Source organism: Methylobacterium brachiatum (assembly GCF_900113845.1).
Classification (GTDB): domain Bacteria; phylum Pseudomonadota; class Alphaproteobacteria; order Rhizobiales; family Beijerinckiaceae; genus Methylobacterium; species Methylobacterium brachiatum.
Genome location: NZ_FOQW01000010.1, coordinates 134,866 through 148,727 on the forward strand (window position 1 = coordinate 134,866; position 13,862 = coordinate 148,727).

The window sequence follows — 13,862 nt, forward strand, 5'->3', positions numbered from 1 at the left end:
CGCGATCCAGGTTGCAAGATTGATCGTCCGGACATTGGATCGCCCATGGCCGCACGAGAGGGCCTGCACCGCCTGCTGGCGTGCAAGCCCGTCTGCCGATCGAGAAACGCATGGCCTGTCAGGAGGGAAGCGCGGGTCGGGACAGCCGGGCCAGCCAAGCGTTGAAACACAGTTCGAGGCTTGGCCGTTGAACGGTCCGGGCTGCGGCCCCATGTTGGGATCCCGTGTCATCAGAGGAAGCCCGGCCCGCGCTGCGGGATCGCGGCTCTGCAAGCCCGCCTGCTCGAGCTCGTCACCGTCGTCCTGCTGATCGCACTGAACGGCGTCTTCGCTCTCTCCGAGCTGGCGGTGGTCTCGTCGCGCAAGAGCCGCCTGCGCGCCTATGCCGACGCGCGCCGCCCCGGCGCGAAGGCGGCTTTGGCGCTCGCCGAGGAGCCGGGGCGCTTCCTCTCCACGGTCCAGATCGGCATCACGCTGATCGGCATCCTGTCGGGCGTGGTCTCGGGCGCGGCGCTCGGCGACCGTCTGGCGCTGACGCTGATCGATCTCGGCCTGCCCAAGGGTTGGGCCGACACGCTGGGCTACACCCTGGTGATCGGGGTGATCACCTACCTGTCCGTGATCATCGGCGAGCTGGTCCCGAAGCACCTCGCCTTGCGCAACCCGGAGGCGATCGCCTGCGCGGTGGCGCCCGGCATGCGGCTCGTCGCCCGGGTCGCCCTGCCGGCGGTATGGCTGCTCGACGCCTCCACCCGGGCGGTGTTCCGGCTGATCGGCCAGGAGACCGAGAGCGCCAGCGCGGTTACCGAGGAGGAGATCCGCAGCCTCGTGGCCGAGGCCGAGACCGCCGGCGTCATCGAGGGCGGCGAGCGCGCGATGATCTCCGGCGTGCTCCGGCTCGGCGACCGGCTGGTGCGCGGCGTCATGACCCCGCGCACCGAGGTCGTATGGCTCGACCTCTCGGACGATCCCGACACCATCCGGGAGCGCCTGCTGGCGAGCCCCCATGCCCGCCTGCCGGTGGCCGATGGCGGCCCGGACGCCATGATCGGCGTCGTACAGGTCCGCGACCTGATCGGCCCGCTGTCACGCGGCGAGCCGCTCAACCTGCGGGCGCATGTCCGCCGGGCTCCCGTTCTGCCCGATACGCTCGACGCCCTCGACGCCCTCGACGCCCTGCGCAAGGGCCCCGTGCCGATGGCGCTGGTGCATGACGAGTACGGCCATTTCGACGGCCTGGTGACCCCCGCCGACATCCTCGACGCCATCGCGGGCGCGTTCCATTCCGAGAGCATCGAGCCGGACGCGGTGCGCCGCCCGGACGGCTCCTGGCTGATCGCCGGGTCGATGCCCGCCGACGAGCTGGCCGACCAGCTCGGCCTGCGCCTGCCGCCCTCGCGCGACTACGCCACCGCCGCCGGCCTGGTCATCGCAGCGCTGCAGCACCTGCCCGAGACCGGCGAGACCTGCGAGATCGCCGGCTGGCGCTTCGAGGTGGTCGATCTCGACGGTCGCCGGGTGGACAAGCTGCTGGTCACGCGGCTGGAGGAAGCCGAGGCGGAGTAGGCGCTACGCCGCCTCGCCGGCCAGACGCCGCGCCGCCCGGTCGCGCCCGATCAGCGGCAGCAGCCCGGCGAGGTCCGGCCCGTGCTCCAGGCCGGTGAGCGCGAGGCGCAGCGGCATGAACAGGCCCCGTCCCTTGGCGCCGGTGCGGCTGCGGATCTCGGTGGTCCAGGCCTTCCAGGTCTCGGGGCCGAACGGCTCCGCCGGCAGCGTCTCCCGGGCCGCCGCGATCACGGCTTCCTCGGTGATCACCGGGTCGATCGGGCCGGCCACGACCTGCCACCAGTCCCGCGCCTCCGAGACCCGGCCGAGATTGGGCTGCACCGCCCGCCAGAACGCCTCCGCGGTCTCGTGCGGGATGCCGAGATCGGCCAGGCGCGGGGCCACCTCAGCATACGGCATGGCGTGGACGAGCTTGGCGTTGAGCCCGTCGAGCTCGGTCGGGTCGAACCGGGCCGGCGCGCGGGAGATCTCGCCGAGATCGACCAGGCTCGCCAGCGTGTCGAGGTCGGGCACCGCGCGGACCGACTCGGCCGAGCCGGTGAGCACGGCGAGCGAGCGCACGGCCGCCGGCTCGTAGCCGGCCTCGCGCAGGCCCCGCAGCGACAGGTGGCCGAGCCGCTTCGACAGCCCCTCCCCGTCCGCGGTGGTAAGCAGGTTGTGATGGCCGAAGACCGGCACGGCGGCGCCCAGAGCCTCGAAGATCTGCACCTGCACGCCGGTATTGGTGACGTGGTCCTCGCCGCGGATCACGTGGGTGATGCCGAGATCGGCATCGTCCACCACGGAGGGCAGCGTGTAGAGGTAGCTGCCGTCGGCGCGGATCAGAACCGGGTCGGACAGCGACGCGCAATCGACATGGGCCGGCCCGCGCACGAGGTCGTCCCAGGTGACCGTGCGCGCGTCCAGCAGGAAGCGCCAATGCGGCCGGCGACCCTCGGCCTCCAGGGCGGCGCGGTCTTCGGCAGTGAGTTGCAGGGCCGCCCGGTCGTAGATCGGCGGCTGGCCGCGGCCGAGCTGGCGCTTGCGCCGCCGCTCCAGCTCCTCCTGGGTCTCGTAGCAGGGATAGAGCCGCCCCGCCGCGCGCAGGCGGTCGGCGGCGGCATCGTGCTGGGCCTTGCGGTCGCTCTGGCGGGCGAACAGGTCCGGCTCGATCCCGAGCCAGGCGAGATCCTCCTGGATCGCCTCGGCGAATGTTTCGGTGGAGCGCTCGGCATCCGTGTCGTCGAGGCGCAGCAGGAACCGGCCGCCCGCCTTTCGCGCGAACAGCGCATTGAGCAAGGCCGGGCGGGCGTTGCCGATATGCAGGTAGCCGGTGGGTGAGGGAGCGAAGCGGACGAGCGTCATGATCCGCTCTGTAGCCGATCCGCACCGGGTTTTGCGCGTCTCCTCGCGCATGGGTGGCGCGAACCGCCCCCCGCCCCGGCACCAGCCCGCTACCCACCGCCGGCAAAACCCGTCAGAACGCCACGCTTGGTGCGGGTCGGGATGAGCGGAATGGACGAGACGGCCGATATCGTGGTGGTCGGCGGCGGGATGGTCGGGCTGGCCTGCGCCATCGCGCTCAAGGATCGCGGTCTCGACGTGGTCCTGTGCGATCCCGGCGAGGCCAGGGCCCGGACCTCCTACGGCAATGCCGGCGTGGTCAGCCGCGGCTCGATCCTGCCGATGTCGAGCCCGGCCCTGTGGGGCAAGCTCCCGGCCTATCTTCGCAATGCCGACCGCGGCCTGCGCCTGCATTACAGCCACCTGCCGCGGATCCTGCCCTACACCGCGCATTTCCTGGCGAGCGCCCGGGCCTCGCGCTGGCGCCGGGCCGCCGCCGCCCTGCTGCCCCTGACCAGCGCCGCCTACCCGGCCCATGAACGGCTGGCTGCCCGGGCCGGTACCAGCGAGCGGCTGCAGCGAACCGGCTGGCTCAAGGCCTACCGCACCGACGCCGCCTTCGAGGCCGCCGCCCTGGAGCGGGAGATCCTCTCCGGGCACGGGGTGGCGTTCGACATCCTCGACACCGCCGGGATCCGCGATCTGGAGCCGGCTTTGGTCCGCCCCTACGCGCGGGCAATGCTGCTCACCGAGACCGGCTCGGTGCGCGAGCCCGGGCGCCTCGTCGAGGCCTGCGAGGCCCTGTTCGCGGGCCTCGGCGGAAAACGCCTGCGCGGCAGCGTCGAACGGCTGGCGCCGGAGGCGGAGGGCTGGCGCGTCGTGACCGAGGCCGGCGCGGTCCGGGCCAAGCAGGTGGTGCTGGCGGCGGGCGCGGCCTCCGGGGCGATCGCCAGGACCCTGGGCTACCGCTTCGCGGTGGCGGCCGAGCGCGGCTACCATCGCCACTACGCCCTGCACCCGGAGAGCCCGCCCCTGACCCGGCCGGTGCTCGATACCGGCGCCGGCTCGATCCTGTCGCCGATGGGCGACCACCGGGTGCGGGTGCTCTCCGGGGTCGAGCTCAACGCCCGCCACGCCGAGCCGGACCACACCCAGATCGAAGCCGCCTCCCGCGAGGCGGCCGAGACCCTGCGGCTGGGCGGGCCCCTCGACAACGAGCCCTGGCTCGGCTCGCGCCCGTCCACCCCCGACGGCATGCCGGTGATCGGCCCGGCGCCCCGCCACAAGGGCCTGATCTTCGCCTTCGGCCACGGCCATATCGGCCTGTCGACCGGGCCGATCACCGGGGAGATCGTGGCCGACCTGGCCACCGGGCGGAAACCGGCGGTGCCGGTGGCACCCTTCGCGCCCGAGCGCCTGCTCGGCTGGCCGCGGCTGCTCTGAACCTCTAGCGCCAATCGTAGGGGTTGTCGGGCTCCAGCGCGGCCTCGATCCGCCGCAGGGCCGCCGGCTGCCGCTGGAGATCGGCCTCCCGGGCGAGCGCCCGCAGGAAGGCTCGGGGGCCGTGTTCGAGGTCCCGGGCCAGGCCGTCATGGCGCTGGGCCGGCTCGATATGGGGCGGATTGACGGTGACGAGATAGTCGAGCCCGCAGGTCGGCGGGTCGATCCCCAGCCGGTAGCAGATCTGCACCCTTGCGAAGGGCTCGCCGGGGCGGCGCACCACCCGGTAGCCGCCGCGCGTGAACGCGCCGCCGGTGGCGCGCTCGGCATAGGCGAGCGTCCCGTCCACCGTGGCGAGGCTGTCGGTGTGCCGGCTGCGCACGAGGTCGATCGCGGCCCGCTCGGTGGGCAGGAACGGCTGTGCGCCGGCCCCGGACGTGACCGAGGCGGCGAGCAGAGCGAGGGCGAGAGGTCTCACGGCTTCCTCATGCAGACGGCGACCGGCTCGGCATCCTTGGCGGCCTTGGCGGTCATGTCGAGGCAGCCGACCGTGGCCACGCCGTCGGTGACGGTCACGGACGGCACCACCGCCATGCCCAGGCAATAGGCACCGATCAGCACCTCGTCGCGATGGCAGGCCACGTCGAGCCGGATCAGCGTGTTCATCGCCGGTCCCGGAGGGCCGGCAGCGCCCGCCGGCCCGCGATCCCCCGCGGGGCCGCGCTCGCCGGTGGCGCCGTTCAGGCCCGGCGGCCCCTGCGGCCCCGGAGGGCCCGGCTCACCCTTCGGACCGGGCGGCCCGGCCGGCCCCGGCTTCGGCGCGTCGCAGCCGGCAAGCGCAAGCGCCGCGATCAACCCCGAGACGAGCGCGGCCTTACCAGGGGACGTCATGCGGTTCTCCGGCCGGATGCCGCCGACGAAGTGGCGCCGGGGGGCCGGGCGTCAATGGCAGCGCGTCACCGCGCAGACCCCACGCCCGACCGATGCACACAACCCCAAGTAGAATACTTGAACTCATCGTGATCTGCTTGGCCGGATTAAGTGTTTCGCAAACGATTGGCCGCACATGACGGCATCACATGGTCTTCGTGCGGCAATCTGAGTCAATGACTCGACGAGTACAAATAGTTCCACGAGCGAAACCTACCTCAGGTTGCCTCCTGACGCGCCTGCGGCGGGATGCGGGCGGCGCGGCCGCTGTGGAATTCGCTCTGGTTGCCCTGCCGTTCCTGGCGCTGGTCGGGGCGGTCTTCCAGATCGCGTTTCAGATCTGGGCGACCCAGAACTTTGACCGCGCCCTGCAGAACGCGGTCCGGTCGATCTTCACCGGCCAGTTCCAGAACGCCAATGCCGCGCAGACCGACGCCACCACGATGCTGGCGGCGCTGAAGACTACGATGTGCGGCACCGGCGCCGGCACCATCCCGACGGTGTTCAACTGCCAGGCCGTCAGGATCGACGTGTCCACCGCCGGCACGATGGCCGGTGCCAGCGCCGCGACGCCGGTCAACGCCACCACGGGCACCTGGACCACCGGATTCGGCTCGAACTACGCCTGCGCCAAGCCCGGCACGATCGTGATCGTGACCGCGGCGGTGCAGTTCCCGACCCTGTTCAACCTGATGGGCCTCACCACCAAGGCGTTCACCAGCGGCGCCGGCGCCGGATCGAGCCTGCTCACCTCCACGGCGGTGTTCCGGACCGAGCCCTACCAAGTCACTGGGCAGAACCCGTGCTGAGGCGCCTGGTCCGCAGGACGGCGGGGCTGCGCCGGGACCGGCGCGGCAGCGCACTCACGGAATTCGCCGTGATCCTACCGGTGCTGCTGGCGATCTGGGCCGGGATGACCGAGCTCGCCCACGCTATCGATGAGTGGCGCAAGCTGACCCTGCTCGCCCGGACCGTCGCCGACCTGACCGCGCAGGGCGACACGCAGAACCCGATCGGCCCGGCGCTGATGACCGACATCGTCGCCTCCGCCGCCAAGGTGATGCGCCCGTTCGACACCAGCAAGGTCCAGATCGTCGTGAGCGCGATGGGCGTCGACCTGAAGCGGCTGAACCTCCTGCCGCAGGTCTGCTCCAGCGTGGCCAACGGCAACGCCAAGCCCCGGTCGACGGGCACCGCCACCGACCTGCTCGTGCCCGCGGGCTACCAGACTTCGGGCATGCGCTACGTGCTGGCCGAGGTGAGCATCAGCTACACGCCGATGATCGGCTCCGCCCTGGTCAAGCTGGTCAAGGGCGTCGGCAACACGATCACCCTCTCGGCCTCCGTCCCGTGGCCGACCCGCGGCGGCACGACCTACGGGTCGAACACCTACACCGAGGTCATTCTACCGGGCACCACCCAGAAGGCCTGCGATGCCCCGTTACTCTGATCGCGCCCGCCGGCCGGGGTCGCTCGGCTTCGCGCGGGAACGCGGCGGCAACGTCGCGATCCTGTTCGCCGTCCTGAGCGTGCCGATGCTGATGTTCACCGGCGCGGCGATCGATTACGGCTTCGCGACCCGGCTGGAGACCAAGCTGCAGGCCGCGACCGACGCGACCGCGCTGCTCCTGTGCCAGACGCCGCTGACCACCTCGAACGCCGACCTCAACCGGATGGCGCAGGCGGCGATGAACGGCGCCATGGGGGCGTCCGACCTCGTGGTCGACACGCTGGCGATCACCAGCAATCCGCGCCAGATCACCCTGACCGCCCACAAGCTCTCCACCGTGTTCTTCGGCAAGGTGACCGGGACGAACCGCATCAACCCGGGCGCCACCGCGCAATGCGCCACGCCCCTGCCCAAGACCTTCGAGATCGCGCTGGTCCTCGACAACACCGGATCGATGGCGGCCTCGAGCGGCGGCCAATCGAAGCTGCAGGCGGTGCAGAGCGCGGCCACCGACTTCATCAATTACGTCTACACCAACGCGGCCTTCTCCAGCGCGACCCGGGTCTCGATCGTGCCGTTCGCCGGCGCCGTGGCGGTCGATCCGGTGACCAATCGCTATGCCGGCTGGGTCGACCAGACCGGGAAATCCAGCCTCCACTGGACCAATGTCCTGTCTGCCAGCGGATCGGGCTTCGCCAGCCGGTTCGACATCTTCGCCAAGCTGCAGGCCGCCAATTCTGGCTGGGGCTGGGCGGGATGCCTGGAAACCTTGCCTTACCCGCTCAACGTCCAGGACGGCGCGCCGACAGCGGCGAACAAGGATTCGTATTTTGTCCCCCTGTTCTCGCCGGATGAGCCGGGGGACGCTAGCAGCGGATACAGAGATTTCAGCGATAACAACGGCAGCTATCGATCGTACAATAGTTACATCGACGACGATACCAGCAGTTCCGGCGGCGCCTGCCCCGTCAAGGGCTTGTCGTACGACGCCGCGCTTGGTCGGGCCTGCAAGTACACCAGCCCCCGCAACGCCACGTCCAACAGCTATCTCGGGATCCCGAACGGGCCGAATTTCGGCTGCACCACGAGGCCGCTCCTGCCCCTGACGAACGACACCGGCGCCCTGAAGGGCCTAATCAACAACATGGCGCCCCTTGGCGCGACCAACATCCACGAGGGCTTCATGTGGGGGTGGCGGACGCTCTCGCCGAAGAGCGTTTTCGCGGGGACCAGCACGCCCGCGGCCTACGCGCCCGCGTCGAACGCCTCGAATTCGACGACCATCAACAAGATCATCATCCTAATGACCGACGGCACCAACAGTTGGTCGACCAACGCGAGCGCCCCCACCGGATCGCTCTATTTCGCCGCCGGTTATTTCCAGAACGCCAATGACACGAGCGCGAATCTGCGTCTGCCGCCAAACAACCAGAACGTGAAGGATACGACGTCCGCCCGCAACGCGCTGGACGCCCTCACGGCGGAGGCCTGCCGGAACGCCAAGGCGGTCAACATCGCGATCTACACGATCGGCTTCAGCGTCCCCTCCGACCCGATCGACGCCGCCGGACAGACGCTCCTGCGAAACTGCGCCACGAATCCGGGCCAGTTCTACCTGGCCAACACCTCGGACGACCTGATCAAGGCGTTCAAGCAGATCCAGGCGAGCATCGGCGCGCTGCGGCTGACGCAATAGGCGACGCAATTGGACAATCCGGACGGCGGCTCGAGGCCACCCGGGGGGATCGCGCGCCGCCCTCGGTTGCTTCCCGGCACGCACAAGGGCGGCGCGCGCCGGAATGCGATCCGGCGCCGGGCCGGAGCCGCTCCTCAATCGTCCCGATAGACCTTCTCGCGGCGCTCGTGCCGCTCCTGGGCTTCGAGCGACAGGGTCGCGATCGGCCGGGCGTCGAGGCGGCGGAGGGAGATCGGCTCGCCGGTCTCCTCGCAATAGCCGTAGGACCCGTCCTCGAGGCGGGCCAGGGCCGCGTCGATCTTGCCGGTGAGCTTGCGCTGCCGGTCGCGGGCCCGCAGCTCGATCGCCCGGTCGGTCTCCGACGAGGCGCGGTCCGCCAGATCGGGGTGGTTCTCGTTCTCGCTCTGCAGAGCGACCAGCGTGTCCTGCGCCTCGCGCAGGATGTCGCTCTTCCAGCTCAGGAGCTTGCGCCGGAAGTACTCGCGCTGCCGGTCGTTCATGAAGGGCTCGTCGTCGGACGGGACGTAGCCGTCCTCCAGCGTCACCTTCGCCATGCGTCACCCTCGCTGGATCATAACCGCCCACCAGGGGATGGCCGGTGCGCGGCGATAACGTGAGGTGCCGTATAGTCGAGGTGCGTAATCGCGACAACGCGCAGCGTTGCAGGGCTCGGAACTTGTCTCGAATGCGTTCGCACCTGCGGCAAACAAGCCACGGTCTAGGGCTTATTCTGCTGCACGCCTGCGCAATCTGACGATCGCGGCGGCGATCTCGTCCGTCAGCGATCGGGCGAGCGGCAGCCGATAATGAGTCTGGTCGAAGAACAGATCGGCGTCGGCGGCCTGCGGGTGCCGATCGCGGCCCTCGACGACCGTGCTCAGCGGATGCACGGCGAGCGCCGAGCGCACCTCGGCGCGGCACGCGGCCTCGGCCGCCGCCCGGGGGCTGCCGGCCGGCGGCTCGGCCCGGGCGTAGACGGGCGGGAAAACCAGGACCACGGCGGTCTCGGCCGGGACTTTCGCCAGCTCGGCGCGCAGCCGGTCGCCGACCGGGAACGGGCCGCCGTGATGCGGCTTGGGCTCGGGGCCGACGGGGCGTTCGAGCGCCGCCTTCTTGGCCGGGTCGCGGCCGAACCCCTGGCTCAGATAGTTCGACTCGTAGTCCCACCAGCCGTCGGCGGCGGCCTGCTTCCGGCGCGGGTTCAGCAGCCAGCCGAGGCGGTTGATCGTCTCCTGCGCGGCGGTGAAGCGCAGCAGGCCCTTGAGGTAGGCGGGCCAGTCGCCGACCAGCCAGTACGGGAAGCCGTGCTCGCTGGGGAAGCTCGGGTCGTCGGAGCACCAGAACGCGTCGGACGAGAGCACGATCGCCTCGGGTCTGGCGTGGTGCTTCAGATACCAGTCCAGCAGCGCGAATTGCTCGGACGGGCCGGTCGCCGGCACCGAGAGCTGCACGAACGGGATGCCGGTCAGCCGGGTCAGGGCCGCCGGCTCGATCAGCTGGATATGGGAATTGCCGATCACCGCCCCCGCATAGGCCGGGTCGCGGCCGCGCAACGCCGAGGCGGTACGCGGGCCTTGGGGGCGGACGGCCCCGCGGGACAGCAGAGTCGAGCGGCCGGTGTCGTAGGGATCGACCAGCACCGCCAGGCCGAGATAGGCCGCAAACAGACCGGCCATCGCCAGCAGCACGGTGCGGACGAAAGCGCGCCAGGCCCGGTCCTGTGGGGGGTGAGCGAGCGCCATCCTCAGAACTGGAAGTAGATGAACTCGTAATTCGCATCGTCCCCGATCTTCAGGAGGACGACGACGAACAGGAGCGCGAAGCCGAAGGCCAGGATGCGTTTGGGCGGCAGGCGGTGCACCGCCGCCCAGGCGGTCGGGCCGACCGTGGCGACCAGAGCCGCCACCGCGATAGTGCGCCACTTGAAGCCCGAACCGTGGGGCGCGAGGCCGAACAGGCCCTTGAAGATCAGCAGCGCCGCCTCGAAGCTGGTCGCCCGGAACAGCACCCAGGTCAGCATCACGAACAGGCTGGTGAGCAGCCAGCCCAAGGGCGCCGGCACGCTCAAGCGCGCCCGTCGGGCCAGGACCCCGGCGCCGAGGCCGAGCCCGTGGAGGGCGCCCCAGGCCAGGAAGGTCAGGCCCGCCCCGTGCCACAGGCCGCCCAGCGTCATGGTGGCGGCGAGCGCCCCGACCTGCCGCAGAAGGCCGCGCCGGTTCCCGCCCATGGGGATGTAGAGGTAGTCGCGCAGGAACCGCGACAGGGTCATGTGCCAGCGCCGCCAGAAATCGCGCAGCGAGGTGGCGCGATAGGGCGCATCGAAATTCTGCGGCAGGACCAGCCCGAACAGCAGCGCGATGCCGAGCGCCATGTCGGTGTAGCCGGAGAAATCGAAATAGATCTGGAAGGTGAAGCCCAGCGTCGCCTGCCACGCCTCCGCGACGGTGATCACCTTGCCGGCGGCGGCCGCCTGGAACACCGGGTTCACGTAGGCCGCGAGCGGATCGCCCAGAAACACCTTCTTGGCGAGACCCACCGTGAGCAGCATCAGCCCGCGGGCGAAGCGCTCGGCGGCGTCGGGCCGCGCGTAGGGCTGCTCGTCGAACTGGTGCATGATCTCGCTCCAGCGCACGAGCGGGCCGGCGAGAACCTGCGGGAAGAAGGCGATGTAGAGGGCGTACTTGGTCAGCCCGAAGGCCGGCGCCCGGCCGGCCCGCAGGTCGGCGAGATACATGATGTGGTGGAAGGTGAAGAACGAGATGCCGAGCGGCAGGGCCAGCCCGAGCCGCGGCGCCTCCAGCCCCGGGATCAGGTTGGCGAGGTCGGCGAAGAAGTCGAAGTACTTGAACAGCCCGAGCAGGGCAAGGTTGGTGGCGATCGCCCCCGGGATCAGCCAGCGCCCGGGCCGGCGCCGGTAGAGGCGGGCCACGCACCAGTTCGCCAGGATCGAGCCGGCGAGCAGCGGCACGAACCGGACATCCCACCAGCCGTAGAACACGAAGGACAGGACGACGAGCAGCGGCAGCCGCCAGGCCGGCACTGCCCGCGCCACCAGCGCGTGCAGGATCAGCGCGGCCGGCAGGAAGGCGAGGAGGAAGACGAAGGAGTTGAACAGCATCGGGCGGGGCGGCGCGCAGGGGAAGGATGGGCCGCCGGTCTCTCCGGGCGCGAGGCGCCCGCCTTGTCGGGGATCGCGGCGGGCCCGTCAATCGCGGGATTCCGGCCTTGGGCGCGGATCGCGGGTGGAGGCTGCGCCGGTCCCCTCATGAAGCGGGATCACAGCGAGAGACCGGAGCCGCTGCGCCACGATCCGGATTGTCCGTCGGTCGCCGAGGTTCTAACGTATCAACATTTCCGTCGCCCAAGGGCCGGGCATGACCGTCACCACCCTGTCCAGTCGCGCGTTCCAGCAGAACGCCAACCAAGCGCAGAAGGCGGCCGAGCACGGCCCCGTCTTCATCACGCGGCGCGGCGAGCCGGTGCAGGTGCTCTTGAGCATCGAGGAGTATCGGCGGCTCACGGGGCAGCGCCGCAGCCTCGTCGAGGCGCTGTCGAAGCCCGGGCTTTCGGAGATCGCGCTGGATATCCCCACGGCCAGCGACCTGCCACGGGCGGCGGATCTGTCGTGACGTTCCTGTTGGACACGAACGTCGTGTCCGAACTGCGCAAGGTCGGTGACGGCCGGGCGGATCCCAACGTGATGCGCTGGCTTTCGGCCCAGGCTGCGGATCGCTTCTACCTGTCGGCGATCACCGTGATGGAGCTGGACCTCGGCATCCGCCTGGCCGAGCGGCGCGACCCGGCCCAGGGCGCGCATCTGCGCGCCTGGATGAACGAACAGGTCCTGCCGGAATTCTCCGGGCGGATCCTGCCCGTCGACACGGCGGTGGCCCTGCGCTGCGCGGCCCTCCACGTCCCGAACCCGCGGCCCGAACGGGATTTGCTGATCGCCGCGACGGCTCTGGTGCACGCGATGACGGTGGTCACCCGCAACGGTGTGGATTTCGCTCCGACGGGGGTGCGGATCCTCGATCCCTGGACCAGCCGCCCGTCGGTCCCGGGCGGCTAACGCGCGCTCACCCCGCCCGCCGCCCCGCCTCGATGGTCAGGCCGAGGCCCACGGAGCCGAACGTGTCGCCCTCCACCACCCGGGCCGCGGGCAGCGCGGCGGTGAGCGCGGCGCGCAAGTGCGGCAGGCCGGTGGAGCCGCCGGTGAGGAACATGGCGTCGATCCGCTCCGGCCCGAGCTCGGCCTGGGCGAGGCAGCGGGCGATCCGGGCGGCGACCGACCGGGCGAGGTCGCCGGTCTGCGTCGAGAGGGTGTCGCGGCTCACTTCGGCCGCCAGCCCCGGCTCGATCAGGCCGAGGTCGAGAGCGGTCGCGCCGGCCTCGGAGGCGGCGATCTTGGCGCCCTCCACGGCCCCGGCCAGGGCGTGGCCGCGCTCGCCCTCCACCGCGGCGCGCAGGCGCGCGACTAGGTCGGGCTTGGCGCAATCGCGGATCACCTCGTCGATCTCGCGCAGGGTCTTCTGATTGTAGAGGCGGTTGATCGCCGACCAGGTGGCGAGGTCGTGGTAATAGGCGTTCGGCACCGCGAGGTCGCTGCGCCGCATCGGGCTGCCGAGGCCGAGCAGGGGCATCACCGTGCCGAGGCTGAGCTGCCGGTCGAAATCGGTGCCGCCGATGCGCACGCCGTCATTGGCCAGGATGTCGCCGGCCCGGTCCGCGCGGCCCCTTCGCTCGGGCGAAAGGCGCACGATGGAAAAATCCGAGGTGCCGCCGCCGATATCGGCGATCAGCGCGATCTCCTCCGCGCGGACCTGGCGCTCGTAGTCGAGCGCGGCGGCGATCGGCTCGTACTGGAACGAGACCTCGCGGAACCCGACGTCCCGGGCGATGTCGCGCAGCGTGTCCTCGGCCCGCCGGTCGGCCTCCGGGTCGCCGTCGACGAAATGGACCGGCCGGCCGTGGACCACCGTGTCGAGGGGTTGCCCGCAGGCTGCCTCGGCCCGCGCCTTCACGGCCGAGAGGTAGCGGGCGATGATGTCGCGCAGGCGCAGACGCTGCCGCCCGACCGGGGTCGCCTCGTCCATGAGCGGCGTGCCGAGCACCGATTTCAGCCCGCGCATCAGCCGGCCGGCATGGCCGTCGACATAAGCCGCGGTCGCGGCCCGGCCGATCAGCGGCTCCTGGCCGAGCTCGAAGAAGATCGCGCTGGGGATCGTCCGATGCGTGCCCTCCAGCGGCAGCAGGGTGGGTCCCGCCGGTGCGAGATGCCCCAGGGTGGTGTTCGACGTGCCGAAATCGAGGCCGCAGGCCGCCATCGCGTGAGGAATCCGGTTTGTTTCGAGGGAGGGCGGCCCCTACAGGGCGGCGGCGCCCGGGTCCAGCGCGGCCGCGACATTGCAGCCGCGCGGCAGCCTCGCGGGAAGCGTGGACAGCGCGTCCGGGGGAGGC

14 protein-coding genes are annotated in these 13,862 nt (G+C 70.9%); 7 read left to right on the forward strand and 7 right to left on the reverse strand.

Annotation, left to right across the window (positions count from 1 at the left end):
* Nucleotides 1-279 precede the first annotated feature (279 nt).
* Nucleotides 280-1,566 carry a hemolysin family protein gene (locus tag BMZ47_RS14845; protein WP_091863305.1) on the forward strand — a complete coding sequence of 429 codons (1,287 nt, stop codon included), beginning with the start codon at nt 280-282 and terminating at the stop codon, nt 1,564-1,566.
* A gap of 3 nt (nt 1,567-1,569) precedes the next feature.
* On the opposite strand, the gene gltX is transcribed toward BMZ47_RS14845, so the two are convergent.
* A complete protein-coding gene (gene gltX / locus BMZ47_RS14850) occupies nt 1,570-2,910 on the reverse strand; it encodes a glutamate--tRNA ligase (protein ID WP_091863210.1) in 1,341 nt (446 codons plus the stop codon).
* A 150-nt stretch (nt 2,911-3,060) separates the two neighbouring features.
* Here gltX and BMZ47_RS14855 point away from each other — a divergent pair, with 150 nt between their 5' ends.
* The gene (locus BMZ47_RS14855; RefSeq protein ID WP_091863211.1) at nt 3,061-4,332 is read left to right on the forward strand and encodes an NAD(P)/FAD-dependent oxidoreductase; all 1,272 of its coding nucleotides are present in this window, start codon (nt 3,061-3,063) and stop codon (nt 4,330-4,332) included.
* A gap of 4 nt (nt 4,333-4,336) precedes the next feature.
* Here BMZ47_RS14855 and BMZ47_RS14860 read toward each other — a convergent pair whose 3' ends face one another.
* Together BMZ47_RS14860 and BMZ47_RS14865 are read right to left on the reverse strand one after the other, a co-directional pair.
* Nucleotides 4,337-4,807 (reverse strand): hypothetical protein, encoded by a 471-nt coding sequence (locus tag BMZ47_RS14860; protein ID WP_091863212.1) that lies wholly within the window; start codon nt 4,805-4,807, stop codon nt 4,337-4,339.
* Nucleotides 4,804-5,220 (reverse strand): hypothetical protein, encoded by a 417-nt coding sequence (locus BMZ47_RS14865; RefSeq protein ID WP_091863213.1) that lies wholly within the window; start codon nt 5,218-5,220, stop codon nt 4,804-4,806. The genes BMZ47_RS14860 and BMZ47_RS14865 overlap by 4 nt, the downstream gene beginning before the upstream one ends.
* 308 nt (nt 5,221-5,528) lie before the next feature.
* Between BMZ47_RS14865 and BMZ47_RS14870 the strand changes: the two genes are divergently transcribed.
* From BMZ47_RS14870 to BMZ47_RS14880, 3 genes are read left to right on the forward strand one after another with little or no spacing between them, the layout of a single operon-like run.
* Nucleotides 5,529-6,068, forward strand: coding sequence for a TadE family protein (locus BMZ47_RS14870; protein ID WP_091863214.1), 540 nt, complete (start codon nt 5,529-5,531; stop codon nt 6,066-6,068).
* Nucleotides 6,062-6,709 carry a TadE/TadG family type IV pilus assembly protein gene (locus BMZ47_RS14875; RefSeq protein WP_091863215.1) on the forward strand — a complete coding sequence of 216 codons (648 nt, stop codon included), beginning with the start codon at nt 6,062-6,064 and terminating at the stop codon, nt 6,707-6,709. The genes BMZ47_RS14870 and BMZ47_RS14875 overlap by 7 nt, the downstream gene beginning before the upstream one ends.
* Nucleotides 6,693-8,405 carry a pilus assembly protein gene (locus BMZ47_RS14880; RefSeq protein ID WP_091863216.1) on the forward strand — a complete coding sequence of 571 codons (1,713 nt, stop codon included), beginning with the start codon at nt 6,693-6,695 and terminating at the stop codon, nt 8,403-8,405. Before BMZ47_RS14875 ends, BMZ47_RS14880 begins: the two co-directional genes overlap by 17 nt.
* 134 nt (nt 8,406-8,539) lie before the next feature.
* On the opposite strand, the gene dksA is transcribed toward BMZ47_RS14880, so the two are convergent.
* From dksA to BMZ47_RS14895, 3 genes are all read right to left on the reverse strand, one after another.
* Nucleotides 8,540-8,959, reverse strand: coding sequence for an RNA polymerase-binding protein DksA (gene dksA / locus BMZ47_RS14885; protein WP_007566446.1), 420 nt, complete (start codon nt 8,957-8,959; stop codon nt 8,540-8,542).
* A 171-nt stretch (nt 8,960-9,130) separates the two neighbouring features.
* A complete protein-coding gene (locus tag BMZ47_RS14890; RefSeq protein ID WP_091863217.1) occupies nt 9,131-10,147 on the reverse strand; it encodes a hypothetical protein in 1,017 nt (338 codons plus the stop codon).
* A gap of 2 nt (nt 10,148-10,149) precedes the next feature.
* Nucleotides 10,150-11,523, reverse strand: coding sequence for an MBOAT family O-acyltransferase (locus tag BMZ47_RS14895; protein ID WP_091863218.1), 1,374 nt, complete (start codon nt 11,521-11,523; stop codon nt 10,150-10,152).
* Nucleotides 11,524-11,779: 256 nt separating this feature from the next.
* Here BMZ47_RS14895 and BMZ47_RS14900 point away from each other — a divergent pair, with 256 nt between their 5' ends.
* Both BMZ47_RS14900 and BMZ47_RS14905 read left to right on the forward strand, forming a co-directional pair.
* Nucleotides 11,780-12,034 (forward strand): type II toxin-antitoxin system Phd/YefM family antitoxin, encoded by a 255-nt coding sequence (locus BMZ47_RS14900; protein WP_007566439.1) that lies wholly within the window; start codon nt 11,780-11,782, stop codon nt 12,032-12,034.
* Nucleotides 12,031-12,474 carry a type II toxin-antitoxin system VapC family toxin gene (locus BMZ47_RS14905; RefSeq protein WP_091863219.1) on the forward strand — a complete coding sequence of 148 codons (444 nt, stop codon included), beginning with the start codon at nt 12,031-12,033 and terminating at the stop codon, nt 12,472-12,474. The genes BMZ47_RS14900 and BMZ47_RS14905 overlap by 4 nt, the downstream gene beginning before the upstream one ends.
* Before the next feature lie 7 nt (nt 12,475-12,481).
* On the opposite strand, the gene BMZ47_RS14910 is transcribed toward BMZ47_RS14905, so the two are convergent.
* The gene (locus BMZ47_RS14910) at nt 12,482-13,729 is read right to left on the reverse strand and encodes an Hsp70 family protein (RefSeq protein ID WP_091863220.1); all 1,248 of its coding nucleotides are present in this window, start codon (nt 13,727-13,729) and stop codon (nt 12,482-12,484) included.
* Nucleotides 13,730-13,862 lie beyond the last annotated feature (133 nt).